The organism is Enterobacter cloacae complex sp. 370H10 (assembly GCF_050031535.1).
Classification (GTDB): Bacteria; Pseudomonadota; Gammaproteobacteria; order Enterobacterales; family Enterobacteriaceae; genus Enterobacter; species Enterobacter intestinihominis.
Map to the genome: position 1 here is coordinate 3477397 of NZ_JBLGWG010000001.1, position 26437 is coordinate 3503833.

The following is a 26437-nucleotide window of genomic DNA, read 5'->3' on the forward strand; positions in this document are numbered from 1 at the left end:
GGTTCAATAAGAGAGAAAGCCATGAAACGAGCCGTGAACGCCCTACAAAATTTCGGAAAATCACTTTACGGACCTGTACTTATCTTACCTATCGTCGGTCTGTTTATCGCCTTTGGGAATGTGCTGGGTAACGGCAATCTGGCCGAGTACCTGCCGTTTCTCGGCCATCCGCTGATCCAAAGTGTCGGCCAGCTGATCGCCAAATCTGCCGTGTCGGTGCTGGTCAACCTGGCGCTGGTGTTTGCCGTCGGGATCCCCATTGGCCTGGCAACCCGAGACAAAGGCTACGCGGCGCTGATTGGGCTGGTGACTTTTATCGTGTTTATCAATGCCATGAACGTGACGTTACAGCTTCAGGGAGAACTGGCCCCTGCAGAGCAGATGAAAGCCGCCGGACAAAGCATGGTTCTGGGCGTCCAGGTGCTGGAGATGGGCGTTTTCGCCGGGATCCTGACCGGGGCGCTCTCCGGTTATCTGTACAACAAATATTCCGGTGTCCAGTTTAACGGCGCGATGGCGATATACTCCGGCCACTGCTTTGTCGCGATTGTGATGTTGCCAGTTTCTATGCTGCTCGGCGTGGTCATGAGCGAACTCTGGCCGTACGCACAGCATGGAATAAGCGCTCTGGCGCTGGCGATCAAAGGGTCCGGTCCGTTTGGCGTGGCGATCTACGGTTTCCTTGAACGCATTCTGGTGCCGACGGGCCTGCATCATCTGGTCTATACGCCGTTCCTGTATACCGAACTGGGCGGTACGCAGGAGGTGTGTGGCGCAACCTATCAGGGCGCGCGCAATATCTACTTCGCCGAGATGGCCTGCCCGGACGTGAAGCAGCTCAGCAGTACCGTGGTGTGGGATGCGCGCGGCATCAGCAAGATGTTCGGCCTTCCTGCCGCCGCGCTGGCGATGTACATGACCGCGAAGCCAGAGCGTAAAGCGATTGCGAAAGCGATTCTGATCCCGGCGGCGCTGACCTCGCTGCTGGTCGGCGTAACCGAGCCGATCGAGTTCTCTTTCCTGTTTGTCGCCCCGCTGTTGTTCGTGGTGCATGCGGTGCTGACCGGCATTGGCATGATGCTGTTCACCCTGTTTGGCGTTCACGCCATCGGCGCCAACGGAATTATCGATTTTATCCTCTACAACCTGCCGCTCGGCACGGAAAAGTCCAACTGGCCCATGTACATCGTGGTCGGGCTGATCATGTTCGCCCTTTATTTCGTGGTGTTCCGCTTCCTGATCCTGCGTTTCAACATGAAAACGCCCGGTCGTGAAGATGACGATCGGGAGACGCGCCTCTACAGCAAACAGGAATACCAGGCGAAGGGAAATAATGACGGGCTGGGCGAATCGATCGTCGTCGGTCTGGGCGGTCGGGAAAACATTCAGGTGGTTGATAACTGCTACACCCGCTTACGCGTCACGGTGAAGGACGTCGCCATCATCGACGAACCGCGCCTGAAAGCGACCGGCGCGAAAGGGATTATCAAACAAGGTAACAACGTTCAGGTGGTCTACGGGCTGCATGTCAAAAAAATGCGAGAAGCCGTTGAGACGTTTCTCTGAAAGGAGCTAAAGATGTTAACACCCCCATTCATTCTGTCGATTGCTGGCGGCGGCAGCACCTACACGCCAGGTATAGTGAAAAGCCTGATGGTACGCCTGCACGATTTCCCCCTGGCAGAGATTCGCCTGTATGACATCGACGAGGCGCGCCAGAACACCATTGCGCCCGTGGTGGAAAAGGTCATTCGCGACCACAGCCAGAGCATCAAATTCACGGTCACCAGCGATCCGGAGGTGGCCTTCAGCGGTGCGCATTTTGTTTTTGCTCAGATGCGCGTCGGACAGTACAAAATGCGCGAGCAGGATGAAAAAATTCCGCTGCGCCACGGGGTGGTCGGCCAGGAAACCTGCGGACCCGGCGGGCTGGCATATGGCCTGCGTACGATCCTGCCGATGGTAGAGCTGATCGATAGGGTGGAACGCTACGCGCACGAAAAGGCGTGGATCGTGAACTACTCCAACCCGGCGGCGATCGTCGCTGAGGGCGTGCGTCGCCTGCGCCCCAACGCACGCGTGCTGAACATCTGCGATATGCCTGTCGCCGCGATGCGCAATATGGGCGCCATTCTGGGCGTGGACCGTCATAAACTGGAGGTGGACTATTTTGGCCTCAACCATTTCGGCTGGTTTACCCGCGTGCTGGTGGACGGCGAGGACAAGCTGCCGGAGCTGCGTAAACATATCGCGAAGTTTGGCCTGCTGACGGAAGACGCGGCCAAAACCGACCCGCAGCACTCGGATCCGTCATGGGTGAAAACCTGGCGCAACATCAAGCCGATTATGGATAACTTCCCGGAGTACCTGCCGAACCCGTATCTACAGTACTACCTGATGCCGAACCAGATTGTGGAGCATCAGAACCCGGACTATACCCGTGCCAACGAAGTGATGAACGGACGTGAGAAAAAGCTGTTTGCCGCCGCCGAAGAGTACCAGCGCAGCGGGATCTTACCGGACGCCTTCCACGTAGGTGTTCACGGCGAATTTATCGTCGATGTCGCCTGCTCGCTGGCATTCAACCTGCGCCAACGTCATCTGGTGATGGTGGAAAACCGCGGGGCGATTACCAATCTGCCGTACGATGCGGTGGTGGAAGTACCCGCCTATATCACCTCCGAAGGGCCGGAGCCTGTCCGCGTGGGTCAGGTGCCGTTGTTCCACCAGACGCTCCTGCAACAGCAGCTCGCTTCTGAACAGCTGCTGGTGGAGGCAACCATCGAAGGCAGCTACGAGAAAGCGTTGCAGGCGTTTACCCTGAACCGCACCGTGCCGACCATGGAGCACGCGAAAGCGATTCTGGATGAGATGATCGAAGCCAACCGCGACTACTGGCCAGCGCTGCAAAAGGCATGGCAGGACGGTGAAGCGGTGAAAAAATAGGGGCTTGCTCGCGAGTTGAACGTGGTTAACTTGTCGGTGTCAGAAAAAACACCGACAATCCTTTTTTACGGAAAAGAATGGAGGCAACCATGTCCACCTCATATTTTGTCGCCGCCGACTGGCTGATTGAGCACGGCGACGACCCGGAAGTTCAGATTATCGACGCGCGCATGGCCCCTCCGGGCCAGGAGCATCGTGACGTTCCCGCTGAATATCGCGCAGGGCACCTGCCTGGCGCGGTTTTTTTCGATATCGAAGCCCTCTCCGATCAAACCTCTCCCCTGCCGCACATGCTGCCTCGTCCGGAAGCGTTTTCCGTGGCGATGCGCGAGCTCGGCATCAGCAAAGACAAACACCTCGTTGTTTACGATGAGGGTAACCTCTTCTCCGCCCCGCGGGCGTGGTGGATGCTCAAAAACTTCGGCGTGGAAAAAGTGTCGATTCTGGCGGGCGGGCTTGCGGGCTGGAAGCGCGACGAGCTGCCGCTTCAGCAGGGCGACGTGACGCTGCCGGAAGGCGAATTCGATGCCACGTTCGACGCACACGTGGTGAAACGCCTGACCGACGTTCTGGTCGTGAGCCACGAAAACACGGCCCAAATCGTCGATGCGCGTCCCGCTCCACGCTTCAACGCTGAAGCGGATGAGCCGCGTCCGGGGCTGAAGCGCGGACATATCCCGGGGGCGCTGAACGTGCCCTGGGGCGATCTGGTGTTTGAAGGCGAGCTGAAAACCACCGATGAATTGCGTGCCATTTTTGAACGTCAGGGCGTGGATTTGCATCGTCCGGTTATTGCCAGCTGCGGCTCCGGCGTGACGGCCTGCGTGGTGATCCTGGCGCTGGCAACCCTTGGCGCGAATGACGTGACGCTGTATGACGGTGCCTGGAGTGAATGGGGTGCACGGGACGATCTGCCGGTAGAACCGGCGAAATAATGGATAACCGCCTGGCAACGCTGTTAACACGCGGGTCGTCACTGACCCGCGCGGAGTATCGCGTCCTCGCCCACCTCACTGAGCATCCGCTGCTGGTGGGCAATATCACGGTGCGCGAGCTGGCGCTGGCGACATTTGTCTCCACCGCGACGATTATGCGGCTGTGCCAGAAGCTGGGCTTCAGCGGCTTTAGCGAGTTTATCTGGCACTGCAAGCAGCTGCTTTCTGACACGCCGCATATCACCGTACAGTCTGCGCAACATGCAGAAATGCCCGCGCTTTTTGCCCGGTTTATTGCCAACTATCAGCAGACCTTCCAGTGGGTTACCCAGGACAAACGCCAGCAGTTTGCCAGCCTGCTGCGCCAGAAAGAGAGCTTCTTTCTCTACGGCGCCGGGTTTTCATATCTTTTTGCCGAGTACCTGACCAAGAAGTTGCAGGTGCTGGGAAAAACCGCGTTCATCTCCGGACCGGGGGACAGCCGGAATATTTTTCTCAGCAACGCCGCACGCTATCAGGTATTTATTGCCGTTTCGCGCAGCGGCGAAACGGAGCAGGTGCTGGATAAAGCGCGGATCGCCAAAAACGTCGGCATGACGATCGTCGCGTTTACCCGCGCGTCGGCCAATACGCTGGCAGGTATGGCCGACGTGCATTTTGCCCTCTATGACGAAGCGGTACATTTCGCCGCCGAAGCCGCAGGGGTGACGTCGTTTGAGTCGAATCTGGTGCTGCTGATGGATTTACTGTTGCTGGAAGCAACGGGGTGAAGGTCACCCCGCCGTAATCAGATAATGCGGTTGGTCTTGAGATCGCGCAGGAAGCCGCCCCAGCGACGCTCGTAGAACGGAGTGATGTGCTCGGTAATAAAGTGGCTGATGCCCTGCTCACCTTTCTTCACCTGACAGATATCAATCGGCTCATCGCCCGGGAGCGTGTCGGTCGCTACGCTTCCCGCCGCCTGGATGATCTCGTCGATATCGCCATCGGCCTCAATTCCAATCAGCAGAACAGGCTTTTCGTCAGCGCTCTCTTTGATGGAGCAGAGGAACGCGCGTTTTACCGGCTTGATGGTTTTAAACAGCGTGGTCAGGGAGTCAATCATCTGCGCGGGCGGCTCGGCCACTTCAGACAGTAGCAGCGTTTCGCCCCCTTCCAGCACCTCCTGGGTGCTGAGCGGGTTGCCCTCGTCACCAATCAGATGGCTGATTTCACGCGGAGTGAACTCTTTCCCTGTCGGCAGTTTGGCGTTGAGGAACAGCGTCTGCCCCAGGGTCATTTCGAACAGCGTGCGCACCGGCATCACCACGAACGCCTGTTCGTCTTCTACCGCTTCCTGCAAGGCCTCGAGCGAGGTAAAGAACGGGATCACCGACGTGCCGTCGTCTTTCTCCCAGTGCAGCAGATCCAGCGCGCTGTCTTCGACAACCTGCTCCCCTTCCGCGGCGGTGCCCGGCACCCAGACGGTGGATTCCAGCAGCGTGCGGAAAAAGGCCGGACGGTGGGCGGGCTCGGTCGCCGCCTGCTCCAGCAGGGTTTCTAATTCGTTTTTGGTTTCTGACATAGTTTGGCTACTTCACAATTGCCCGGCGGCGCAACGCTTGCACGGGCCTACGGGTTTTGTAGGCCGGGTAAGCGTAGCGCCACCCGGCAAAAAAGATCACTCAGCCGTCAGCAGGTTCGCCACGGTACGCACACCCAGACCGGTTGCGCCTGCGGACCACTGCTCAACCGCCGCTTTACGGTAGGTTGCGGAGCAGTCAATGTGCAGCCAGCCTTCATGGTAGTTCTCAACGAAGTGAGACAGGAAGCCTGCTGCTGTGCTGGCTCCCGCCGGGTACGCCGCGCTCGCGGTGTTGTTCAGCTCGGCGAAGTTAGACGGCAGCTGGCTGCGGTGGAACTCGGCCAGCGGCAGACGCCAGAACAGCTCGTTTTCCGCCGCCGCGCTGGCCAGCAGGCGAGCGGCCAGCTTGTCGTCGAAGCTGAACAGCGCATGGTAATCGTTGCCAAGGGCAGTTTTCGCCGCGCCGGTCAGGGTCGCCATGTCGATAATCAGCTCCGGCTTCTGCGCAGAGGCGTCGATCAGGCCATCGGCCAGCACCAGACGGCCTTCGGCATCGGTGTTCATCACCTCAACATTTTTACCGTTGCGGTAGCGAATGATGTCGCCCAGCTTGAAGGCATTGCCACTCACCATGTTATCCGCGCAGCACAGGTAGAGCTTCACGCGTTTGTTCAGACCACGGGTGATGGCGAACGCCAGCGCGCCGGTAATGGTCGCCGCGCCGCCCATGTCGGACTTCATGGAGTCCATGAACGCGCTCTGCTTCAGGCTGTAACCGCCGGTATCGAAGGTGATACCTTTCCCGACCAGACAGGCAAAGACCGGCGCTTCTTTATCGCCGGTTGGGTTGTAATCCAGCGCCAGCAGGACCGGAGGACGCTCGGAGCCACGACCCACGGTGTGGATACCCATGTAATTTTGTTCGCGCAGGTCTTCACCTTTGGTGATGCGGTAGGACATCTTGTCGTCCGCCACGCCGCACAGCAGGTCAACCGCGCGCTGCGCCAGCTGCTCAGGCCCCAACTCTTCCGCCGGGGCGTTGATGGTGTCGCGCACCCAGTCGATAATTTTCAGGCGGCTTTCCAGCTCTTTCTGACCGGCTTCATCGAGGTTCGCCCACTCAATTTTACGGGTGCCTTTCGGGCCTTTGTAACCCGCCCAGAAAGCCCAGCTGCGGTCTGTATCCCAGCCTTCGCCAGCCAGAGTGACATGCTTAATGCCCAGGCCGTCAATTTTACGCGCGGCGCGCTGGATCAGGCCCAAATCATCGTTACCCGTCAGGTGCAGGGTAATACCGTCGTTATTGATGCTCCAGGTGGCTTTCTCGCCCCAGCGTGCGTCGGCTGGCTGCGTGGAGAGCGTAATCTTCATCGCTTCGGTCATTTTATTTGTCCTTATTAGCAAACGGGCCGCCTGAAGGCAGCCCGTTAAGTGATTTACTCTGCTTCATCTAACCAGACTAACAGAATCGCCTCCAGAATTTTTTCATTGGATGCGTTTGGATCGTCGTCAAAATCCTCTAAATCGCAGATCCACTGATGCATGTCGGTGAATCGTACGGTCTTCGGATCGAGATCCGGGTTCGCGTCGTAGAGCGCTTCGCCGATTTCACGGCTGTCAGTCCACTTCAGTCCCATATTAATGCTCGCGTGCGTGGTTGATGGTGTAGCGTGGGAATTCCACGACCAGATCTTCATCGGTCACCGCGGCCTGGCAGCTTAAGCGGCTGTCTGGCTCCAGACCCCATGCTTTATCCAGCATGTCGTCTTCGTCTTCGGTGCTCTCGGCGAGAGAATCAAAACCTTCACGCACGATGCAGTGGCAGGTGGTGCAGGCACAGGATTTTTCACAGGCGTGTTCCACTTCGATACCTGCACGCAGGGCTACATCGAGAATGGTTTCACCGGTCTTCGCTTCCAGAACAGCGCCATCCGGACAGAGGTCCGCATGAGGCAAAATAACAATCTTTGGCATATTAAACCTCGTCCACGGACTGGCCTTTCAGCGCGACGCGGACAGATTTGTCCATGCGGCGAGCAGCGAAGTCCTGGGTTTGTTTATCAACGTTTTTAATGGCTTCTTCTATTGCGTCAGCGTCATTGCCTTCGGCCACGGCGCTTAAGCGCGCAGCAGCGTCGTCAATTACCTGGCGCTCAGCGGCGCTTAACAGCGCGGCATCGGCAGCAAGCGCGCCGTTCAGGCTCTCCAGCACGCGTGCGGCTTCCACTTTTTGTTCCGCCAGCATACGCGCCTTCACATCCTGCTCGGCGTAGCTCATTGAGTCCTGAATCATGGAGGCGATTTCGCCATCGGTCAGGCCGTAGGACGGCTTCACCTGGATAGACGATTCCACGCCGGTGGATTTTTCCATCGCCGTCACGCTCAGCAGGCCGTCCGCATCCACCTGGAAGGTGACGCGAATATGCGCCCCGCCCGCCGGCAGCGCCGGAATTCCGCGCAGCGCAAAGCGCGCCAGAGAGCGGCAGTCCTGCACCAGCTCGCGCTCGCCCTGCATCACGTGGATGGACATCGCGGTCTGGCCGTCTTTGAAGGTGGTGAACTCCTGCGCGCGCGCCACCGGAATGGTGGTGTTACGGGGAATGACTTTCTCCACCAGGCCGCCCATGGTTTCTAAACCCAGAGACAGCGGGATGACGTCCAGCAGCAGCATTTCGCTGTCCGGCTTGTTGCCGACCAGGATATCGGCCTGGATAGCGGCACCCACGGCAACCACTTTGTCCGGGTCGATAGAGGTCAGCGGCGTGCGGCCAAAGAATTCCCCTACGCGCTCACGTACCAGCGGCACGCGGGTTGAGCCGCCAACCATGACCACTTCCAGCACCTCGTTAGCCTCAACGCCCGCATCTTTCAATGCGCGACGGCAGGCCAGCAGGGTACGCTTAACCAGAGGCGAAATCAGTTCGCTGAACTGGTCGCGGGTGATCTCACCCTGCCAGCCTGCGACGTTCACGCTGACGGACTGCGCATCGCTCAGGGCGATTTTGGCGTCGATGGCCGCATCCAGCAGTTCACGCTGGACGCGCGCATCGCTGCGATCGCTGATGCCCGCCTGCTCGCGGATGTAGTCCGCCAGCAGATGGTCGAAGTCATCGCCGCCGAGCGCGGAATCCCCGCCGGTGGCCAGCACTTCGAACACACCGCGGCTTAAGCGCAGGATAGAGATATCAAACGTCCCGCCGCCGAGATCGTAAACCGCAATCACCCCTTCCTGACCGGAATCGAGGCCGTAGGCAATGGCTGCCGCTGTCGGTTCGTTCAGCAGACGCAGCACGTGCAGGCCCGCCAGACGCGCGGCGTCTTTGGTGCCCTGACGTTGTGCATCGTCGAAGTAGGCCGGAACGGTGATTACCACGCCGTCCAGATCGCCACCGAGCGTCGCCGTCGCGCGCGCCGCCAGCGCTTTGAGGATGTCAGCGGAAACACGAATCGGGTTCAGCAGACCGGCAGATGTCGCAATCATCGGCAGGCCGTTTTCGCTGGCCTGTAACTGGTACGGCAGATGCGGATAACGGGTCTGGATATCCGCCAGCGAGCGGCCCATCATGCGCTTAACCGAGCTGATGGTGTTAGCCGGATCGCGCGCGGCATTGGCGCGGGCATCAAAGCCGACAGCGTGACCCTGCTGCTGGTAGTGGACCACGGAAGGCAGCAGATGGCGGCCCTGCTCGTCAGCCAGCGTTTCCGCCTGGCCGCTACGCACGGTCGCCACGAGAGAATTGGTGGTGCCCAGGTCAATACCGACCGCCAGACGACGCTGGTGCGGTGCGGCGCTAAAGCCTGGCTCACTAATTTGTAATAAGGCCATAATTGCTTCCGAAATTAAAAATCGAGCAGCTTTTCTTCGAGTTGTTCAGCACTGCTTCGCAGTTTATCGAGAAAACGGAGTTTGCGCACAGTGTCTGCCGCCACGTCCCAGGTCTCGTTGTTCAGTTGCTCAACCATCTGCTGATGGCGGGTATCGAACATGCCCTTTACGCGCTGGAGAAAACGTTCCAGACGCGCTTCGTCTTTAGCCTGTTCAATTTCATCCAGCTCTTCGCGAAGCTCCAGCTGCTCCATCAGAAACGCGGTGTCGCGCACGGTATGCTGTTCGCTCGCCAGATCAAAACCGTGGAGCGAGAGCAGATATTCTGCACGCGCCAGCGGATGACGCAGCGTTTGCCAGGCCTGGTTGATGGTTGCGGAGTGTGATACCGCAGCCAGCTGCTCTGCCTGCGTCCCGCTGGCGAATTTATCCGGATGGTACTGACGCTGGAGATCCTGAAAACGGATCGTCAGCGCCTGGAGATCAATCGGGTATTGAGCGGGTAGTGCGAAGAGAGTGAAGTAATCCATAACAATCTCAGGGGTAGCCTGTTAGAACAAACCCCACGCGTAGCACAGCCACGGTGGGGTTATACCTTCTTACTTCGCGCTGCAGATGCGTTGTCTGCGCTCGTTCACCCCAGTCACTTACTTAAGTAAGCTCCCGGGGATTCACTCGCTTGCCGCCTTTCTGCAACACGAATTAATCGGTATAACAGCGGAACGCGGTTAAACGTGGAAGCTTTCGCCGCAACCACACTCGTCTTTGACGTTCGGGTTCGTAAATTTGAACCCTTCGTTCAGGCCTTCTTTTACAAAGTCCAGCTGAGTGCCGTTGAGAAATTGCAGGCTTTTGCCATCGACCACCACCTTCACGCCCTTGTCTTCAAACACGGTGTCATCAGACGCCGGTTCGTCAACAAACTCCAGTACGTAAGCCATACCAGAACAGCCGGAGGTACGTACGCCCAGTCGCAGGCCAAAGCCTTTACCACGGTTCGCCAGAAAAGAGCTTACTCGCGCGGCAGCGCTGTCGCTAAGGGTAATCGACATACTCAAACCTCAATTATTTTGCTTCACGTTTGCTTTTGTAATCCGCAATGGCGGCTTTGATCGCGTCTTCTGCCAGAATTGAACAGTGAATTTTCACCGGCGGCAGTTCGAGTTCTTCAGCAATGTCCGTGTTTTTGATTGCCTGTGCTTCGTCCAGAGACTTGCCCTTCACCCACTCGGTGACCAGGGAGCTGGAGGCGATAGCAGAACCGCAGCCGTAGGTCTTGAAGCGCGCGTCTTCAATGATACCTTCATTGTTGACTTTAATCTGCAACTTCATCACGTCGCCACACGCTGGCGCGCCAACCATACCGCTACCGACAGATTCGTCGCTGTTGTCAAAAGAGCCAACGTTGCGCGGGTTCTCGTAATGATCGATAACTTTTTCGCTGTATGCCATGATTGAATTCTCCTTATGTACCGATTAGTGATGTGACCATTCAATGCTGTTCAGATCCACGCCCTGCTTGAACATTTCCCACAGTGGAGAAAGGTCGCGCAGACGGCCGATGGAGTTACGAACCAGTTTGATGGTGTAGTCAATCTCTTCTTCGGTAGTGAAACGACCTAAAGAGAAACGGATAGAGCTGTGCGCCAGCTCGTCAGTCATGCCCAGCGCACGCAGCACGTAGGATGGCTCCAGGCTTGCAGACGTACAGGCAGAACCGGAAGAAACGGCCAGGTCTTTCAGCGCCATGATCAGCGACTCGCCTTCAACATAGTTGAAGCTGACGTTGAGGATGTTGGGCGCGCCCTGCTCGAGATCGCCGTTCAGATAGACTTCTTCCATATCCTTCACGCCGTCCCACAGACGGTTACGCAGCGTACGCAGGCGTGCCATCTCGCTTTCCATCTCTTCTTTCGCGATGCGATACGCTTCGCCCATGCCCACAATCTGGTGAACAGGCAGCGTACCGGAACGCATGCCGCGCTCGTGACCGCCGCCGTGCATCTGTGCTTCGATGCGGATACGTGGCTTGCGACGAACGTACAGCGCGCCGATGCCCTTAGGGCCATAGATTTTGTGACCGGAGAAGGACATCAGGTCCACTTTCAGCTGGCTCAGGTCGATAGGCAGTTTGCCCACGCTCTGGGTCGCATCCACGTGGTAGATGATGCCGCGCGCACGGCACATTTCGCCGATGGTGGCGATGTCCTGCACAACACCGATTTCGTTGTTAACGTGCATGATGGAAACCAGAATGGTGTCATCACGCATCGCCGCTTCGAGCTCTTTCAGGTCGATGATCCCGTTGCTCTGCGGCGCCAGGTAAGTCACTTCGAACCCTTCACGCTCCAGCTGACGGCAGGTGTCCAGCACGGCTTTGTGTTCGGTTTTGCTGGTGATGATGTGCTTGCCTTTTTTCTGATAAAAGTTGGCTGCACCTTTGATCGCCAGGTTGTCGGATTCGGTCGCACCGGAGGTGAAAACAATTTCACGCGGGTCGGCACCGACCAGGTCAGCAATCTGATTACGGGCGATATCAACCGCCTCTTCAGCATGCCAGCCAAAACGGTGTGAACGGGAAGCTGGGTTACCAAAGTTTCCGTCCAGGGTCAGACACTGCATCATTTTCTCGGCAACACGCGGGTCCACCGGCGTGGTTGCGGAGTAGTCGAGATAAATCGGTAATTTCATTGCTCTATAAACTCCGTACATCGCTTCAATGCAAGGAATCAGGCAACCGGCTGGATGTACGACCGAGTACGCGGGGTGTGACCACCCCGGCCTGATTCTGAATACTTATCTTTTTAATTACGCGCGCAGTTTAACGTCGATGGCGTCCTGCGAGCGGGTGCTGCGTTGTGAATCCTGACTGTGCTGACGACCAGAAACATCCAGAACTTCCTGGTTATTAACCAGCTCACCCAGGGTGATGTTATTCAGGAAGCCGGTCAGACGGTCGCTCAGATCGCGCCACAGCGCGTGGGTCAGGCATTTATCGCCGCCCTGACAGCCGCCTTTGCCCTGGCAACGGGTCGCGTCAACGGATTCGTCAACTGCGCTAATCACTTCGCCAACCGCAATACTGCCCGCGTCTTTACCCAGCAGATAACCGCCGCCCGGGCCACGAACGCTGGACACCAGTCCATTTTTACGCAGTCTGGAGAACAGCTGTTCCAGATAAGAGAGGGAGATCCCCTGTCGTTCAGAAATATCAGCCAACGGAACCGGGCCCGCTTCGGAGTTGAGCGCAACGTCCAGCATCGCGGTCACGGCATAACGCCCTTTAGATGTCAGTCTCATGTCTTACTTAACCTCAAACTCGCCCCTGCCCGGGGTTTTTTATTGTAAAATGGGGGTATTGCATAGCAGGGCCAAGTCTGACATTCCTGACTAAATTGGTCAACTATTTACTTGACTGTTTTAGTCAGGTATTTAACCTTCTGTGCCGTATTTTTTGCCCGGCGGCGCTGCGCTTGCACGGGCCTACGGGCTTTGTAGGCCGGGTAAGCGCAGCGCCACCCGGCGAACACACTGCACTACTCTTTATTCTTCTGCTCAATAGACGCCAGGATCCCGCGCAGGATGTTCAGCTCCTGGCTTTCCGGACGCGCGCGGGTGAACATACGGCGCAGCTTGTTCATCACCTGTCCCGGGTGACCTTCGCGGATAAAGCCAGTAGAGAGCAGCGTCTGCTCCAGGTGGCCGTAGAAGCGCTCAAGATCGTCCACCAGCGGGTAGGCCGTCTCTTCTTTAGGTTCGACCTGTTTCTCCTGCGTCGCCAGCCATGCCATGCGCACTTCGTAGGCGATTACCTGCACCGCCATCGCCAGGTTAAGCGAGCTGTATTCCGGGTTGGCGGCAATCGCCACGTGGTAGTGACACTTCTGTAGTTCCTCGTTGGTCAGGCCAACGCGTTCACGACCAAACACCAGCGCAACCGGTGCCTGCTCCGCTTCTGAGACGCTTTTCAGGCCGCATTCGCGCGGGTCCAGCATCGGCCACGGCAGCGTACGGGAGCGCGCGCTGGTCCCCACCACCAGACTGCAACCGGCCAGGGCTTCGTCCAGGGTGTCCACAATCTGTGCATTCCCGATCACGTCGCTGGCGCCGGCCGCCAGCGCAATAGCCTGAGAGTCTGGTTTCACCAGCGGATTAACCAGCCACAGGTTCGTTAAGCCCATGGTTTTCATAGCGCGGGCCACAGAGCCCATGTTGCCGGTGTGCGATGTTTCGACCAGCACGATTCGAATGTTTTGCAGCATAATTTTTAGATGTCTGGATTCAGTGTCTGAAGAATATTCGGGCATATTATCATAAACGAGAGACATAATCCGATCCCGCTGCTATACTCTGCGCCGATTTTCCTGTTCTTTAACATCCAGTGAGAGAGACCGATGCATCCGATGCTGACCATCGCCGTGCGCGCAGCGCGCAAGGCGGGTAATGTAATTGCCAAACACTACGAAACCCCAGACTCCGTAGAAACCAGCCAGAAAGGCAGCAATGATTTCGTGACTAACGTCGATAAAGCCGCCGAAGCGATTATTATCGAAACGATCCGCAAATCTTACCCGCAGCACACCATCATCACCGAAGAAAGCGGTGAACATGAAGGTACCGATCAGGATGTTCAATGGGTTATCGATCCACTGGATGGCACCACCAACTTCGTTAAGCGCCTGCCACACTTCTCTGTGTCTATCGCAGTACGCATCAAAGGCCGCACTGAAGTCGCCGTTGTTTACGATCCAATGCGTAACGAACTGTTCACCGCGACCCGCGGTCAGGGCGCGCAGCTGAACGGCTACCGTCTGCGCTGCAGCAATGCACGCGATCTGGACGGCACGATTCTGGCGACCGGCTTCCCGTTCAAGGCGAAGCAGCACGCAACCACTTATATGAATATCCTCGGCAAACTGTTCACCGAATGCGCGGACTTCCGTCGCACCGGCTCTGCTGCACTGGATCTGGCCTACGTGGCGACCGGCCGCGTTGACGGTTACTTTGAGCTGTCACTGAAGCCGTGGGACTTCGCGGCGGGCGAGCTGATCGCACGTGAAGCTGGCGCGATTGTTTGTGACTTCACCGGCGGCCATAACTATATGTCTACCGGCAACATCGTTGCAGGTAACCCGCGCGTTGTTAAAGCCATGCTGGCAAACATGCGTGAAGAACTGAGCGATGCGCTGAAGCGTTAATCCAGTCTGTTAAGCCCGGTGGCGCTACGCTTACCGGGCCTACAAACCCCTCAGGTATGGCTAAAAAGGCCGCAACCCCCTTCCCACCGGCACCGCACTTATCCACATCGTGACCGCAGCCACAAGCAGAATCACCCCGCCCGCCAGCGCAAGCGTCGTCCAGCCAACCTGTCGCCACAATACCGGCGTTTTATTGCCGCTGAGTTTTACCGCCAGCTGACGGAAGCTGTGCACCAGCAAGGCTAACGAAGAGAGAGTCAGAGATGTTCCCGCCGCCATCGCCAGCGCCGAGATCATGCCCCAGCCAAATACACCTATCACTTTGCTGAACAACAGCACCATGATTGCGCCCGAGCATGGACGCATCCCCATTGAGAGAACAATCATCAGGCGCGCACGCCAGTCGTCACCATTCTGTAATTGTTCCTGCGTCGGCAGATGCTGATGCCCGCACCCGCAGTTTTCATGGTGAACGTGATGCGGCGTAAAGATTTTGAATTTTGGTTTTTGCAGCAACGCGCGCAATTTTTTCAGCGCCCTCAGGCAGAGGATCAGCCCCAGCACGCCTACCAGCGCGTAACTTCCCTTCTCCAGCCAGAAGCTGCTCATATGCAGCTGGCGGGCCGGGAGCTGTAGCAGCGAAAGGACGACCACGACCAGCGCAATTGCCACACCGCCCTGAAGTAACGAGGAAGCCAGCGTCAGGCCGATACTCGATTTCAGCTTCGACGGATGGGTGGCAAGCCAGGTCGTGATGACGATTTTGCCGTGCCCCGGCCCCAGGGCATGCAGCACGCCATAGATAAAGCTGAACGCCAGAAGAGAGCCGCCCGCTTTGGACGGATTTTCCGCCACGGCTTTCAGCAGCCCGCTCATCTGCTGATTAACTTCCCGCTGCCAGAGGATACTTTTCATCATCACCTGCGGCCATGCCTGCCACAGCCAGAGCGCGCCGCCAGACGCTAACAGCAAAAAGAGCGCCAGAGGCCAGAGGTGCAGCCAGCGACGCGGCTTACTGACGGGGGAGGAGATCACTGACATTGTAACGTCACCTCCTGCGCAAACTGTTTTCCTAATTCCATGTCTTCTGGAGGCGCATCTTCTTTATCAAGGGAAACGGCAAAGTTCAGCGTCTCTTCACTGGGCGTCGGCGTGTGCACGGCAATTTTGCAGCTTTTTTGCAATATTTCTGGCAACTGCACGTCGCTGTCCTGGGCGTAATGCATATCGACATAGTAGGTTGGGTCAAACGTGGAAAACCTGTACTTCTGCCCGGCCAGCGGCTGAGGGTGCGCCAGCGGAAGGATAAACGTCAGCACCGCCTGATGGCCGTCGCGGGTCATACCGTACTCCGTGGGACGGTTAAGAAATTTCACCTTTTGTCCGTTGTGCCAGAACTCGGTGAAGTAGTGCTGACCCAGCACGTTGGCCATGACTTCCGCCGCCAGCTTTTTCCAGATCTCGTCGCCGGGCTTTGCGTTTCCGGCATCGTACAGCAGGTCGGCGGAGGTGATTTCATCCATCGTCCAGCGCATCTTCAGGCCGCTGAGCTGTGTGCCGTCCGTCACCAGTTCGGTTTTCAGGCTGATAAAGCTGTGAGGATGTGCGCTGGCGGCGGAGGTGATAACCGCCAAAAATAACGCTGTCACGCTTTGTTTAACTGTTTGCATCAATTCCTCACGTCAAAAATTCTGTGATGTTCGCCAGCAATCCTGAATGAAAGGCCTGCCGGCGCGCTTTTCAGCGCCCATCCTTTAGCTATTCTTATCAAACATTCACACTGGATACCCGACAGATGATGACGACGCTTGAAATTCCATCTGTGCTTTCCAGTTCGCAGCGCCGTTGCCAGGTGCTTTTGATGCTTTACCTGCCCGATGCTGCCGTCACCGCACAGAGCATAATCGCTGCCAACGGCGTGGACGACGTCCTGGCACGGCAAGATATAGCCGAGACGCGCGATGAAATCCAGCGCTATCATCGGCTTGATATCGTCACGCACCATGACGGTTGCTACCGTATTGAGGGCTCCGCCCTGAATCAGCGTTTGTGCCTGCTGCACTGGCTGCGCAGGGCGCTTCGGCTGTGTCCACATTTTGTCGCCCAACAGTTTACCCCTGCCTTAAAAACCGCGCTCAAACAGCACGGCATTGCCCGCCCGCTTTATGACGATGCGAACCTTCGGGCGCTTATCAACTTTTGCGCGCGCAAGCTTCAGCGCCAGTTTGAGTCCCGCGACGTACAGTTTTTACAGCTTTATCTGCAATATTGTCTGATTCAGCATCATCTGGGCAATACGCCGGAGTTTTCACCCGTTCAGCGCAGCTGGACGCAATCGAGAGGGGAATACTTTACGGCGCAGGAAATTGTCCGTCACTGGAAACGGCGCGTCCCGCAGGGAACGCACAGTGATGAACAGCTGTTCCTGGCGCTGCTGTTTATGATGCTCCGCACACCCGACCCGGTACTGGATAAACACCAGCAGGATCAGCGCCTGCGTCGGGCCATCGTGCGTATGATTGCCCGTTTCCGGGCGCAAACCGGGATGAACTTCAGCGATGAGCAAGGGCTGACCGATCAGCTGTATATTCATCTGGCTCAGGCGCTGGACCGCTCCTTATTTGACATCGGCATCGACAACAGTCTGCCGGAAGAGATCCACCGTCTATACCCCCGGCTGCTGCGCACCACTAAAGAGGCGCTGTTTGAGCTGGAAGCCGAATTTGGCCTGCGATTCTCCGGTGAAGAGATGGCTCTGGTGGCGGTGATTTTTGGTGCCTGGCTGATGCAGGAAACCGATCTTCATGAAAAACAGGTGGTCCTGTTAACGGGGGAAGATAAAGCCTGCGAGGAATTAATTGAGCAGCAGCTTCGCGAGCTAACGCTGCTGCCGCTCAATATTCGTTATCTTAGCCTGGAAGCGTTTAAGAAGGAGGGCGCCCCCCGCGAGGCGGCGCTGGTTATTACGCCTTATCCAACCGCCCTGCCGCTGTTCTCGCCGCCGCTCATTCATGCCGTTGAGACCCTGAACACGCAGCAGCAGGAACATATTCGCGTTATGCTCGAATCTTAGTTACGTGCGAGCAGCGACTTTAGGGCGGATGACGATGGCCGGTAAAGCGACCAGCGCCATCACCCAGAACACACCGTGGCCCAGGTGCTGATAGAGGAAACCGGCAAATACGGTCATCACCGCAATACTGCCGCCCATCGCCACCGCTGAATAGACTGCCTGAAGACGAATAACGTCCCCACCCTCTCGCGCCGCGATATAGCGCATCGCCGCCAAATGGCAGACAGTGAAGGTTCCGCAGTGCAGAATTTGCGCCACAATCAGCCACGGCAGATCCGTCGTCCAGCCCATGATGCCCCAGCGCGCTACGCCGCAAACGGCGGAAAGCAGCAGCAGGTCACGCGCCCCGAAACGACGGAACAGTTTTTGGCTCAGCGCGAAGATAATGACCTCCGCTACCACGCCGAGCGACCACAGGTAGCCTACCGCAGAAGCCGAGTAGCCCGCCCCCTGCCAGTAGATGGCGCTGAAGCCGTAATAGGCCGCATGCGCCCCCTGAAGCAGACAGACGCAGGCCAGGAAACGCCAGCTTTGCGCCACCAGCGAGCGCCAGGCGGGCCAGCCAGCGCTCTCCTGATGGCGGCTTTCGCCCTGCGGCATCACCGACGGACGCAGCAACATACCGAGCAGCATCGAGGCGATGCCGAGCGTTAACAGGGCCAGAATGGCGTGATAGTCATAGAGGCTGACCAGTTTCCCGACCAGCGCAGAGCCGATCACGAAGGCAATCGATCCCCACAGACGCACGCGGCCATAGTCCATGGTGATCTGCTTTTGCCAGGTGTTCGCCAGGGCATCCGTCAGCGGCACCAGCGGGGAGAAGAACAGATTAAAGCCAACCATCACCACCATCAGCCAGGCAAACTGGTGGCTGACCCAGAAGCAGGCCGCAAAGACCAGCGTCAGCAGGGCCAGAATTCGCACCGCTTTAATCAGTAAGGAGGGATCGCTGATGCGGGGCGCAATCAGCAGGCTACCCAGGAAACGCGCCACCAGCCCCGCGCCCAGCAGGATGCCGATGGTCTCAGGCGTCAGACCAATTCCCTTGAGCCAGACGCTCCAGAAAGGCAAAAAAATACCGTAACTAAAGAAATAGGTGAAATAGCTGAGCGCCAGCCAGCGCGTGGAATGCAAGACCATGAATCCCTCCCGAAATGGAGGCGATAGTCTGGCGTTAATCCCTGACTTTAGCAAGTCGTTAGCGCGCTATAAATTAACTAAAAATTAACATCATCACCAGCCGTACAGCGTATGGCGAGAGCGGTAAAACTGTATTACGTTTATAAGACATCGCCTGAAGAGGTCGTTTGCCATGAACAGCTTACGTTATTTCGATTTCGGATCCTCTCGTTCTCTCCTGCTTTTAATTGCCCGCATTGCTATCGTGGTCCTGTTTATTATTTTCGGTTATCCCAAGCTAACGGGGTTTAGCGGCACCGTTCAGTACATGACGTCGCTCGGCGCCCCCATGCCCATGCTGGCCGCGATTATTGCGGTGGTAATGGAAATCCCCGCCGCGATTCTGATCGTTCTGGGCTTTTTCACCCGCCCCCTCGCGGTGATCTTTGTCTTCTATACGCTGGGAACGGCGGTGATTGGACACCACTACTGGGATATGACGGGCGATGCGGTCCTGCCAAATATGATTAACTTCTATAAAAATGTGAGTATCGCTGGCGCCTTTATTTTGCTGGCGATTACCGGGCCAGGGGCCATCTCCCTCGACCGACGTTAGCCCATAAAAAAAGGCCGCATGAGCGGCCTTTTTCAGTTCTGAAACGCAGAGAATTATGCGTACACCGGGAAGCGTGCGCAGATGTCCAGAACTTTACCTTTAACGCGCTCGATAACCGCGTCGTCATTGATGTTGTCCAGAACGTCACACATCCAGCCCGCCAGCTCTTTCACTTCCGCTTCTTTAAAGCCACGGCGAGTTACGGCCGGAGAACCGATACGGATACCGGAAGTCACGAACGGGCTCTTCGGATCGTTTGGCACGCTGTTTTTGTTCACGGTGATGTTGGCGCGGCCGAGGGCTGCGTCAGCTTCTTTACCGGTCAGGTTCTTGTCGACAAGATCCAGCAGGAACAGGTGGTTTTCAGTCCCGCCGGACACCACTTTGTAACCACGGTTCAGGAACACTTCCACCATCGCTTTGGCGTTTTTAGCAACCTGCTGCTGATAAACCTTGAACTCTGGCTCCATCGCTTCTTTCAGCGCGACGGCTTTCGCGGCGATAACGTGCATCAGCGGGCCGCCCTGGGCGCTTGGGAACACGGCGGAGTTCAGCTTTTTGTACAGCTCTTCGTCACCGCCTTTCGCCAGGATCAGGCCACCGCGTGGACCCGCCAGGGTTTTGTGGGTGGTGGTGGTCACAACGTGCGCATGTGGAACCGGGTTCGGGTAAACGCCAGCGGCAATCAGACCGGCAACGTGCGCCATGTCGACGAACAGGTACGCGCCGATGCTGTCAGCGATTTCACGCATTTTTGCCCAGTCAACGATGCCGGAGTAAGCAGAGAAGCCACCGATGATCATCTTCGGCTTGTGCTCTTTGGCCTGCTTCGCCATGTCTTCGTAGTCAATTTTACCGGACTCATCAATACCGTAAGGGATGATGTTGTACAGTTTGCCAGAGAAGTTAACCGGAGAGCCGTGAGTCAGGTGGCCGCCCTGCGCCAGGTTCATACCCAGAACGGTATCGCCCGGCTGCAACAGCGCGGTGTAAACAGCGAAGTTAGCCTGAGAGCCAGAGTGCGGCTGGACGTTCGCGTAGTCAGCGCCAAAGAGTTCTTTCGCACGGTCAATCGCCAGTTGCTCAACGATATCAACGTATTCGCAACCGCCGTAGTAGCGCTTGCCCGGGTAACCTTCAGCATATTTGTTGGTCAGCTGAGAACCCTGCGCCTGCATCACGCGCGGGCTGGTGTAGTTTTCGGAGGCGATCAGTTCGATGTGCTCTTCCTGACGTACTTTTTCCTGCTCCATAGCCTGCCACAGTTCGGCATCATAATCGGCAATGTTCATTTCACGCTTTAACATCCGCATCTCCTGACTCAGCTAACAAGTAAATTTTTGGCCTGAAAAGGCAGTCCTGTTGGACGACGGGCAACAGTATAACTGAATAGTTCTGCGATAACAGGTCTTGACAAACGATTTTACGCAAACGTTTACCTCCACGCCACGCAAGGGTTTGAGCAATAAAGCTCTCGCCATTTTCAACGGATTTCTTTTCAGCTTTGTGATGCATATTTTTCACGATGCAAAGAACCATTTACATTGCAGGGGTATTTTTATAAGATGCATATAAAATACATCATTAAAGTAACATCAGAAGGAAGCTGCTATGCTCGACGCCCAAACCATCGCTACCGTGAAAGCCACAATCCCCCTGCTGGTTGAAACGGGTCCTAAACTGACCGCTCATTTCTACGATCGCATGTTCGCGCATAACCCGGAGCTCAAAGAGATTTTCAACATGAGCAACCAGCGTAACGGCGATCAGCGCGAAGCGCTGTTTAACGCTATTGCCGCCTATGCCAGCAACATCGAAAACCTGCCGGCTCTGCTGCCTGCGGTGGAAAAAATCGCCCAGAAGCACACCAGCTTCCAGATCAAACCTGAGCAGTACAACATCGTGGGCAGTCACCTGCTGGCAACCCTGGACGAAATGTTCAGCCCGGGCCAGGAAGTGCTGGATGCCTGGGGTAAGGCATACGGCGTGCTGGCAAACGTGTTCATCAACCGTGAAGCGCAGATCTACAGCGAAAACGCCAGCAAGAATGGCGGCTGGGAAGGCACGCGTGCTTTCCGCATCGTTGAGAAAACCCCGCGCAGCGCACTGATCACCAGCTTTGAGTTTGAGCCGGTGGACGGCCAGCCAGTTGCCGATTACCAGCCGGGGCAGTATCTGGGCGTCTGGCTGAAGCCTGAAGGCTTCCCGCACCAGGAGATTCGCCAGTACTCCCTGACCCGCAAGCCAGACGGCAAAGGCTATCGCATTGCGGTTAAACGTGAGGAAGGCGGTCAGGTATCCAGCTGGCTGCATAACGTCGCCAGCGTGGGTGATATCGTTCATCTGGCCGCGCCAGCGGGTGATTTCTTTATGGCGGTGGAATCGGGTACCCCGGTGACGCTGATTTCCGCAGGTGTTGGTCAAACGCCAATGCTGGCGATGCTGGATACGCTGGCAAAATCAAACCACAGCGCGCAGGTTAACTGGTTCCACGCGGCCGAAAACGGTGATGTGCACGCCTTTGCAGATGAAGTGAAAGCGCTCGGAGCGGGTCTGCCACACTTTACCGCGCATACCTGGTATCGTTTACCCACGGAAGCTGACCGCGCAGCGGCACGTTTTGACAGCGAAGGCCTGATGAATTTAGGGCAGCACGAAGGGGCGTTTAGCGCACCGGGGATGCAGTTCTACGTGTGTGGGCCGGTAGCGTTTATGCAGTATGCCGCGAAGCAGCTGGTAGACCTGGGCGTGAACAAAGACAACATTCATTACGAATGTTTCGGCCCGCATAAAGTGCTGTAATCGCCCGGCGGCGCTGCGCTTGCACGGACCTGCGAAGGGTTCTGTAGGCCGGGTAAGCGCAGCGCCACCCGGCAAGAATGTTAAATCGCCGCGTCGTCTTCTTCGCCGGTACGGATACGGATCACGCGCGCCACGTCAAAGACGAAGATTTTTCCGTCGCCAATTTTACCGGTCTGCGCCGTGCGGATGATGGTATCCACACAGGTATCGACGATATCATCGCTCACCACGATCTCGATTTTCACTTTCGGCAGAAAGTCCACCATGTACTCTGCGCCACGGTATAGCTCGGTGTGGCCCTTCTGACGACCAAAACCTTTCACTTCAGTTACGGTCATCCCGGTGATGCCTACTTCTGCCAGCGCTTCACGTACATCATCCAGTTTGAAAGGTTTAATAATCGCATCAATTTTTTTCATGGTGGGTCCTTAAACTCTTGCCAGTAAGCAGCCTCGTAATCGGTTGCTCACAGTATCATATTCAGGCGAATTTTGCGGTATTACTCTTTAAAATCGTTCGCTTCCAGCTCGTGGCGTGAGAGCAATTTATAGAACTCGGTACGGTTACGCCCGGCCATGCGCGCCGCGTGGGTCACGTTGCCTTTGGTGATTTGCAGCAGCTTGCGCAGATAGTTCAGCTCGAACTGATTTCGCGCTTCCGCAAACGTCGGTAAGGCCGTGTTTTCCCCCTCGAGCGCCTGCTCCACCAGCGCATCGCTGATCACCGGCGATGACGTCAGCGCCACGCACTGCTCAATCACGTTCACCAGCTGGCGTACGTTACCCGGCCAGCTTGCGGTCATCAGGCGTTTCATCGCATCGGTGGAGAACGCGCGCACAAACGGTTTGTGGCGGTCAGCGGCCTGGCGCAAAAGGTGATTTGCCAGCAGCGGGATATCTTCCGCACGCTCGGCCAGCGCCGGGATTTTCAGGTTGACGACATTCAGTCGATAGTAGAGATCTTCGCGGAACTCGTTGCGCGCCATCACCTTGGGTAAATCACGGTGGGTGGCGGAAATAATACGCACGTTGATATCGATATCGCGGTTGCTGCCGAGCGGACGTACTTTCCGCTCCTGCAACACGCGCAGCAATTTGACCTGCAGCGGCGCGGGCATATCGCCAATTTCATCAAGGAACAGCGTGCCCCCCTCAGCCGCCTGGAACAGCCCTTCACGGCTGCTCACCGCGCCGGTAAAGGCGCCGCGGGCATGGCCGAAGAGCTCTGATTCGAGCAGCTGTTCCGGCAACGCGCCACAGTTAATGGCAATAAAAGCATTTTTACTGCGCGGGCTGGCGTTGTGGATCGCCTGGGCGAGGATCTCTTTCCCGGTCCCGCTCTGACCGTTGATCAGCACGCTAACGTCGGATTGAGCCACCATCCGCGCCTGTTCCAGCAGGCGCAGCATCACAGGGCTACGCGTCACGATGGATTCACGCCAGGCGTCGTCGCCGGATGGCGCTGCGTGCTCAAGGGCGCTGTCGATCGCTTTATAGAGGGCGTCTTTATCCACCGGTTTGGTGAGGAAGCTGAATACCCCCTGCTGCGTCGCGGCCACCGCATCAGGAATAGATCCGTGAGCGGTGAGGATAATAACCGGCATCCCGGGCTGCTGCTTCTGGATCTCCGTGAACAGTTGCAGGCCATCCATTTCATCCATGCGCAAATCGCTGATCACCAGATCGATTTTCTCACGGCTGAGCACCTTCAGCCCCTCCTGCCCGCTTTCAGCGGTGACCACGCTGTAGCCTTCGCTGACCAGACGCATCCCCAGCAGCTTTAACAGCCCGGGATCGTCATCCACCAGTAACAGATGGGCAGGTTTACGGCTTGTCATGGCTTCACATCCTCTTGTTTCGGCGTCTCACTGTCTGGCGTCGTGGCAGAGTTGCCTTTCGACCCATCAGGCAGATAGCTGCCTGCCGGCTTACGCGTCGAGAGCTGTCTTTCGATATCGGTCAGATTTTCGAGCTTGCGGGTGGTGGTTTCCAGCTGCTCGCGCAGCGACTCCTGCTGCTGGCGAAGCGCATCAAGCTCGCTGTCGCTTGACTGCTGCAATTTGCTGTAGCGGAAACGCTCTTCAGACAGCTGTAATTGCAGGGTTTGTCCGTCCCGCCAGAGCTGATAGACCGGGCGCACCTGCGGGGGAATATTGATCACGTAAGTATCCAGCCGCGTCACGTTGGCGCGGCGTTCGACAGGCGTGATTCTGGCATCCGCCATCACGATCCCGCGTTTAAATGCGTCCTGCCAGGTATCGTCCACCAGCATCGCCGCCTGGGCACGGGCCTCGGCGGGCGCCAGCCGCTGGGCGCAGTCTATTCCGCGCAGCCAGAACAGCGGATTGGATTCAACATCACGCCCCGACAGGCTCCAGATATCATCGCAACGTGTCGAAAGGAAATCAGCCAGCTGTTTTTGCGGCCATTTATCTTCCTGTTTGTGGCTAATTGCACTTTTCGGTGCATGGGTTACACAGCCTGCCAGCAGTAAGCAGGGCAGGCTGAGGCGCACATTTTTGCTGGAAAACACCGCGCGCAGTGCGCGGTAAAAGACGTGTGACATACTCACCAGGTTGTTATTCATTTCATTGATTTTTCCGGCTCAAGAGGCAGTTCGATACGAAAACAGACATCGGCGCGTTCATCACTCACGATGTTAAGCTCACCCTGCATGCGTCGTATGCAGTCGCGGGCAATACTCAGCCCCAGACCACTTCCTTTTACCGCACCTTTTCGCTGATGACTCCCCTGGAAGAAGGGTTCAAAGATCATCGTTTTTTCATCATCCGGAATCGGGCTTCCGGTATTCGCTACGTCAATAAATACCCGCGAACCGTTGTTATTGCTTCTGATATAAATGGTACCGGATTCAGTACCATAGTGCACCGCATTGGAATAAAGATTATCCAGTACGCTCATTAACAGCATCGGTTCTGCAAGACAGGCTGGCGCGTTGAGTTCCACCTGGGTATGCATCATTTTAGCTCTTGCTGGCAGGCTATGGGCGGAGATCACCATGTCCACCAGCGGTTCAATCTCAACGCTTTCAAGCACCACAGCACCATCCGCCAGCTTGCGGTTATAGTCCAGCAGTTGTTCAATAAGCTTTTGTAAATTGCGGCTGCTGGCATCCAGAATCGCCACGATCTCTTTTTGCTCAGGGGTTAACGGCCCCGCCACTTCGTCGGCCAGCAGTTCCGTACCTTCACGCATGCTGGCCAGCGGCGTTTTGAGTTCGTGTGAGATATGGCGCAGGAACTGGTGGCGCTGCGATTCCAGCCACGCCAGGCGCTCTGAAAGCCAGATGATGCGTTGACCGACCGAGCGCAGCTCGCGCGGGCCTTTAAAAACGACCGTATCCCCGAGAGATTTACCCTCCCCCAGGCGGTTAATCATCCGCTGGATCCCCTTCACGGGGCCGATGATCATGCGGGTAAAGAGCAGCACCAGCCCCAGGCTGACGAGGAACAGCACCAGCGCCTGCCAGCCGAAGAACTGGCCGCGCTCGGCAATCTCCTGCTGGAGCTGCTGACCACGGGAAAAGATAACCGTACGGGTGGACTGAACCATGTCCGTATTGGCGTTCGCGAAGGCTTCAAGTCGGGCGGCGGCGGCGGCATCAGGACCGCTGTTTTTGCACTGGAGCTGCGCCAGATCGTTCAGATCCTGACGCAGCGCCTGATAGAGTTTGTCATCTGGCAGCACCCCGGCGTGGGCGTCCAGCATTTCGCTGTAGCGTTTACGCTGGTTCTGATAGACCCTCTCCAGCGTGCGATCGTCCAGCACGCAGTACTGGCGATAGCTACGCTCCATCTCAAGCGCGGCGTTGGTCATCGCCTCGCTACGGCGAGCATCAATAAGCGTGGTGCGGTTAGTCAGGGCCGCCTGTGCACTTAACGCGTTCAGGCTTTGCCAGGCCTGCCAGGCCAGAACCAGCAAAGGTAGCAGGATCAGCAGGAAGGCCATCATAACGAGCTGTCGCAGGGAGCGAGGGAAAGCGGGCCAGCGTTTCAACACATTACTCTCTTCATCCGGGTTTGAGGAGAGCGTAACTGAGTCTGCCCTTCAGATACAACAAAGCCGGGTAAAAACCCGGCTTTGTCATGGAATAAGGCGGTGCCTAACTCGACGTTTCGCCCTGGCCTGATAAAGCATTGCAATAATCAGTAGTTGGACGGCAGGCACCTTTTTGTGCGTCATTCGAAGTTTATGTAGCACGTCCCGAAGGGGCTGACATAAGAAGGTGAATGAGCCACTGGTTACTATTATGCAACACGCGTGCCAGATTGCAAAAATTAATGCTATCCTTATGATTAGTAATATTTTTATTATCAAAACGTATTGATTGTTACGTGA

The 26437-nt window shown here is 56.8% G+C and carries 27 protein-coding genes; 8 read left to right on the forward strand and 19 right to left on the reverse strand.

The features are described from left to right. The first annotated feature begins 21 nt into the window (after positions 1-21). The 4 genes from ACQG2Q_RS17060 to ACQG2Q_RS17075 all read left to right on the forward strand — a co-directional run bounded on the left by ACQG2Q_RS17060 (position 22) and on the right by ACQG2Q_RS17075 (position 4651). Positions 22-1566, forward strand: coding sequence for a PTS transporter subunit EIIC (locus tag ACQG2Q_RS17060; protein ID WP_063150681.1), 1545 nt, complete (start codon positions 22-24; stop codon positions 1564-1566). Between the two features lie 12 nt (positions 1567-1578). Continuing rightward, a complete protein-coding gene (locus ACQG2Q_RS17065) occupies positions 1579-2946 on the forward strand; it encodes a 6-phospho-alpha-glucosidase (RefSeq protein WP_022649011.1) in 1368 nt (455 codons plus the stop codon). Positions 2947-3035: 89 nt separating this feature from the next. Further along, positions 3036-3881, forward strand: a complete 846-nt coding sequence (gene sseA, locus ACQG2Q_RS17070) for a 3-mercaptopyruvate sulfurtransferase (protein WP_063150680.1) — start codon at positions 3036-3038, stop codon at positions 3879-3881. Continuing rightward, positions 3881-4651, forward strand: coding sequence for a MurR/RpiR family transcriptional regulator (locus tag ACQG2Q_RS17075; protein ID WP_023306706.1), 771 nt, complete (start codon positions 3881-3883; stop codon positions 4649-4651). Before sseA ends, ACQG2Q_RS17075 begins: the two co-directional genes overlap by 1 nt. Before the next feature lie 17 nt (positions 4652-4668). Here the strand turns inward: ACQG2Q_RS17075 and sseB are convergent, their stop codons facing one another. The 11 genes from sseB to trmJ all read right to left on the reverse strand — a co-directional run bounded on the left by sseB (position 4669) and on the right by trmJ (position 13533). Next, a complete protein-coding gene (sseB, locus tag ACQG2Q_RS17080; protein ID WP_032623766.1) occupies positions 4669-5445 on the reverse strand; it encodes an enhanced serine sensitivity protein SseB in 777 nt (258 codons plus the stop codon). A 96-nt stretch (positions 5446-5541) separates the two neighbouring features. Beyond that, positions 5542-6828 carry an aminopeptidase PepB gene (gene pepB / locus ACQG2Q_RS17085; RefSeq protein ID WP_063849994.1) on the reverse strand — a complete coding sequence of 429 codons (1287 nt, stop codon included), beginning with the start codon at positions 6826-6828 and terminating at the stop codon, positions 5542-5544. Between the two features lie 53 nt (positions 6829-6881). Then, positions 6882-7082, reverse strand: a complete 201-nt coding sequence (gene iscX / locus ACQG2Q_RS17090; protein WP_003860650.1) for a Fe-S cluster assembly protein IscX — start codon at positions 7080-7082, stop codon at positions 6882-6884. Position 7083: 1 nt separating this feature from the next. Further along, positions 7084-7419 (reverse strand): ISC system 2Fe-2S type ferredoxin, encoded by a 336-nt coding sequence (gene fdx / locus ACQG2Q_RS17095; RefSeq protein WP_003860652.1) that lies wholly within the window; start codon positions 7417-7419, stop codon positions 7084-7086. 1 nt (position 7420) lies between these two features. Further along, complete coding sequence (gene hscA / locus ACQG2Q_RS17100) at positions 7421-9271, reverse strand: Fe-S protein assembly chaperone HscA (RefSeq protein WP_063849992.1); 1851 nt, start codon at positions 9269-9271, stop codon at positions 7421-7423. A 14-nt stretch (positions 9272-9285) separates the two neighbouring features. Beyond that, positions 9286-9801 (reverse strand): co-chaperone HscB, encoded by a 516-nt coding sequence (gene hscB, locus ACQG2Q_RS17105; RefSeq protein WP_063849990.1) that lies wholly within the window; start codon positions 9799-9801, stop codon positions 9286-9288. A gap of 198 nt (positions 9802-9999) precedes the next feature. After that, positions 10000-10323 (reverse strand): iron-sulfur cluster assembly protein IscA, encoded by a 324-nt coding sequence (gene iscA / locus ACQG2Q_RS17110; protein WP_003860659.1) that lies wholly within the window; start codon positions 10321-10323, stop codon positions 10000-10002. Positions 10324-10336: 13 nt separating this feature from the next. Continuing rightward, entirely contained in the window at positions 10337-10723 is a 387-nt protein-coding gene (iscU, locus tag ACQG2Q_RS17115) for a Fe-S cluster assembly scaffold IscU (RefSeq protein ID WP_003860661.1), read from the reverse strand. A gap of 24 nt (positions 10724-10747) precedes the next feature. Then, complete coding sequence (gene iscS, locus ACQG2Q_RS17120; RefSeq protein WP_006176692.1) at positions 10748-11962, reverse strand: cysteine desulfurase; 1215 nt, start codon at positions 11960-11962, stop codon at positions 10748-10750. Between the two features lie 117 nt (positions 11963-12079). Beyond that, entirely contained in the window at positions 12080-12571 is a 492-nt protein-coding gene (gene iscR / locus ACQG2Q_RS17125; RefSeq protein WP_022649018.1) for a Fe-S cluster assembly transcriptional regulator IscR, read from the reverse strand. A gap of 236 nt (positions 12572-12807) precedes the next feature. Next, on the reverse strand, positions 12808-13533 hold the full coding sequence (gene trmJ / locus ACQG2Q_RS17130; protein ID WP_063450562.1) for a tRNA (cytosine(32)/uridine(32)-2'-O)-methyltransferase TrmJ: 726 nt from the start codon (positions 13531-13533) through the stop codon (positions 12808-12810). Positions 13534-13665: 132 nt separating this feature from the next. On the opposite strand from trmJ, the gene suhB reads away from it, so the two are divergent. Beyond that, positions 13666-14469: an inositol-1-monophosphatase gene (suhB, locus tag ACQG2Q_RS17135; RefSeq protein ID WP_022649020.1), complete on the forward strand. Its 804-nt coding sequence runs from the start codon at positions 13666-13668 to the stop codon at positions 14467-14469. A gap of 60 nt (positions 14470-14529) precedes the next feature. On the opposite strand, the gene ACQG2Q_RS17140 is transcribed toward suhB, so the two are convergent. Both ACQG2Q_RS17140 and ACQG2Q_RS17145 read right to left on the reverse strand, forming a co-directional pair. Next, positions 14530-15510: a nickel/cobalt transporter gene (locus tag ACQG2Q_RS17140; protein WP_063849989.1), complete on the reverse strand. Its 981-nt coding sequence runs from the start codon at positions 15508-15510 to the stop codon at positions 14530-14532. Further along, positions 15501-16139 (reverse strand): DUF1007 family protein, encoded by a 639-nt coding sequence (locus tag ACQG2Q_RS17145; RefSeq protein WP_022649022.1) that lies wholly within the window; start codon positions 16137-16139, stop codon positions 15501-15503. Before ACQG2Q_RS17145 ends, ACQG2Q_RS17140 begins: the two co-directional genes overlap by 10 nt. A 125-nt stretch (positions 16140-16264) precedes the next feature. On the opposite strand from ACQG2Q_RS17145, the gene csiE reads away from it, so the two are divergent. After that, complete coding sequence (gene csiE / locus ACQG2Q_RS17150) at positions 16265-17542, forward strand: stationary phase inducible protein CsiE (RefSeq protein ID WP_032623757.1); 1278 nt, start codon at positions 16265-16267, stop codon at positions 17540-17542. Here csiE and ACQG2Q_RS17155 read toward each other — a convergent pair whose 3' ends face one another. After that, positions 17543-18682 carry a 3-phenylpropionate MFS transporter gene (locus ACQG2Q_RS17155; protein WP_063849987.1) on the reverse strand — a complete coding sequence of 380 codons (1140 nt, stop codon included), beginning with the start codon at positions 18680-18682 and terminating at the stop codon, positions 17543-17545. It abuts the gene before it with no gap. Positions 18683-18854: 172 nt separating this feature from the next. Between ACQG2Q_RS17155 and ACQG2Q_RS17160 the strand changes: the two genes are divergently transcribed. Next, positions 18855-19277, forward strand: coding sequence for a DoxX family protein (locus tag ACQG2Q_RS17160; RefSeq protein WP_038416512.1), 423 nt, complete (start codon positions 18855-18857; stop codon positions 19275-19277). Between the two features lie 53 nt (positions 19278-19330). Here the strand turns inward: ACQG2Q_RS17160 and glyA are convergent, their stop codons facing one another. Beyond that, positions 19331-20584 carry a serine hydroxymethyltransferase gene (gene glyA / locus ACQG2Q_RS17165; RefSeq protein WP_003860678.1) on the reverse strand — a complete coding sequence of 418 codons (1254 nt, stop codon included), beginning with the start codon at positions 20582-20584 and terminating at the stop codon, positions 19331-19333. A gap of 304 nt (positions 20585-20888) precedes the next feature. On the opposite strand from glyA, the gene hmpA reads away from it, so the two are divergent. Beyond that, entirely contained in the window at positions 20889-22079 is a 1191-nt protein-coding gene (gene hmpA, locus ACQG2Q_RS17170) for an NO-inducible flavohemoprotein (protein ID WP_032623756.1), read from the forward strand. Positions 22080-22159: 80 nt separating this feature from the next. Here hmpA and glnB read toward each other — a convergent pair whose 3' ends face one another. The 4 genes from glnB to qseE all read right to left on the reverse strand — a co-directional run bounded on the left by glnB (position 22160) and on the right by qseE (position 26095). Next, positions 22160-22498, reverse strand: coding sequence for a nitrogen regulatory protein P-II (glnB, locus tag ACQG2Q_RS17175; RefSeq protein WP_003860685.1), 339 nt, complete (start codon positions 22496-22498; stop codon positions 22160-22162). A gap of 80 nt (positions 22499-22578) precedes the next feature. Further along, the gene (gene glrR, locus ACQG2Q_RS17180) at positions 22579-23916 is read right to left on the reverse strand and encodes a two-component system response regulator GlrR (RefSeq protein WP_015572150.1); all 1338 of its coding nucleotides are present in this window, start codon (positions 23914-23916) and stop codon (positions 22579-22581) included. Beyond that, positions 23913-24665, reverse strand: coding sequence for a two-component system QseEF-associated lipoprotein QseG (gene qseG, locus ACQG2Q_RS17185; protein WP_032623754.1), 753 nt, complete (start codon positions 24663-24665; stop codon positions 23913-23915). Before qseG ends, glrR begins: the two co-directional genes overlap by 4 nt. Continuing rightward, entirely contained in the window at positions 24662-26095 is a 1434-nt protein-coding gene (gene qseE / locus ACQG2Q_RS17190; RefSeq protein WP_169809094.1) for a two component system sensor histidine kinase QseE/GlrK, read from the reverse strand. Before qseE ends, qseG begins: the two co-directional genes overlap by 4 nt. Positions 26096-26437 lie beyond the last annotated feature (342 nt).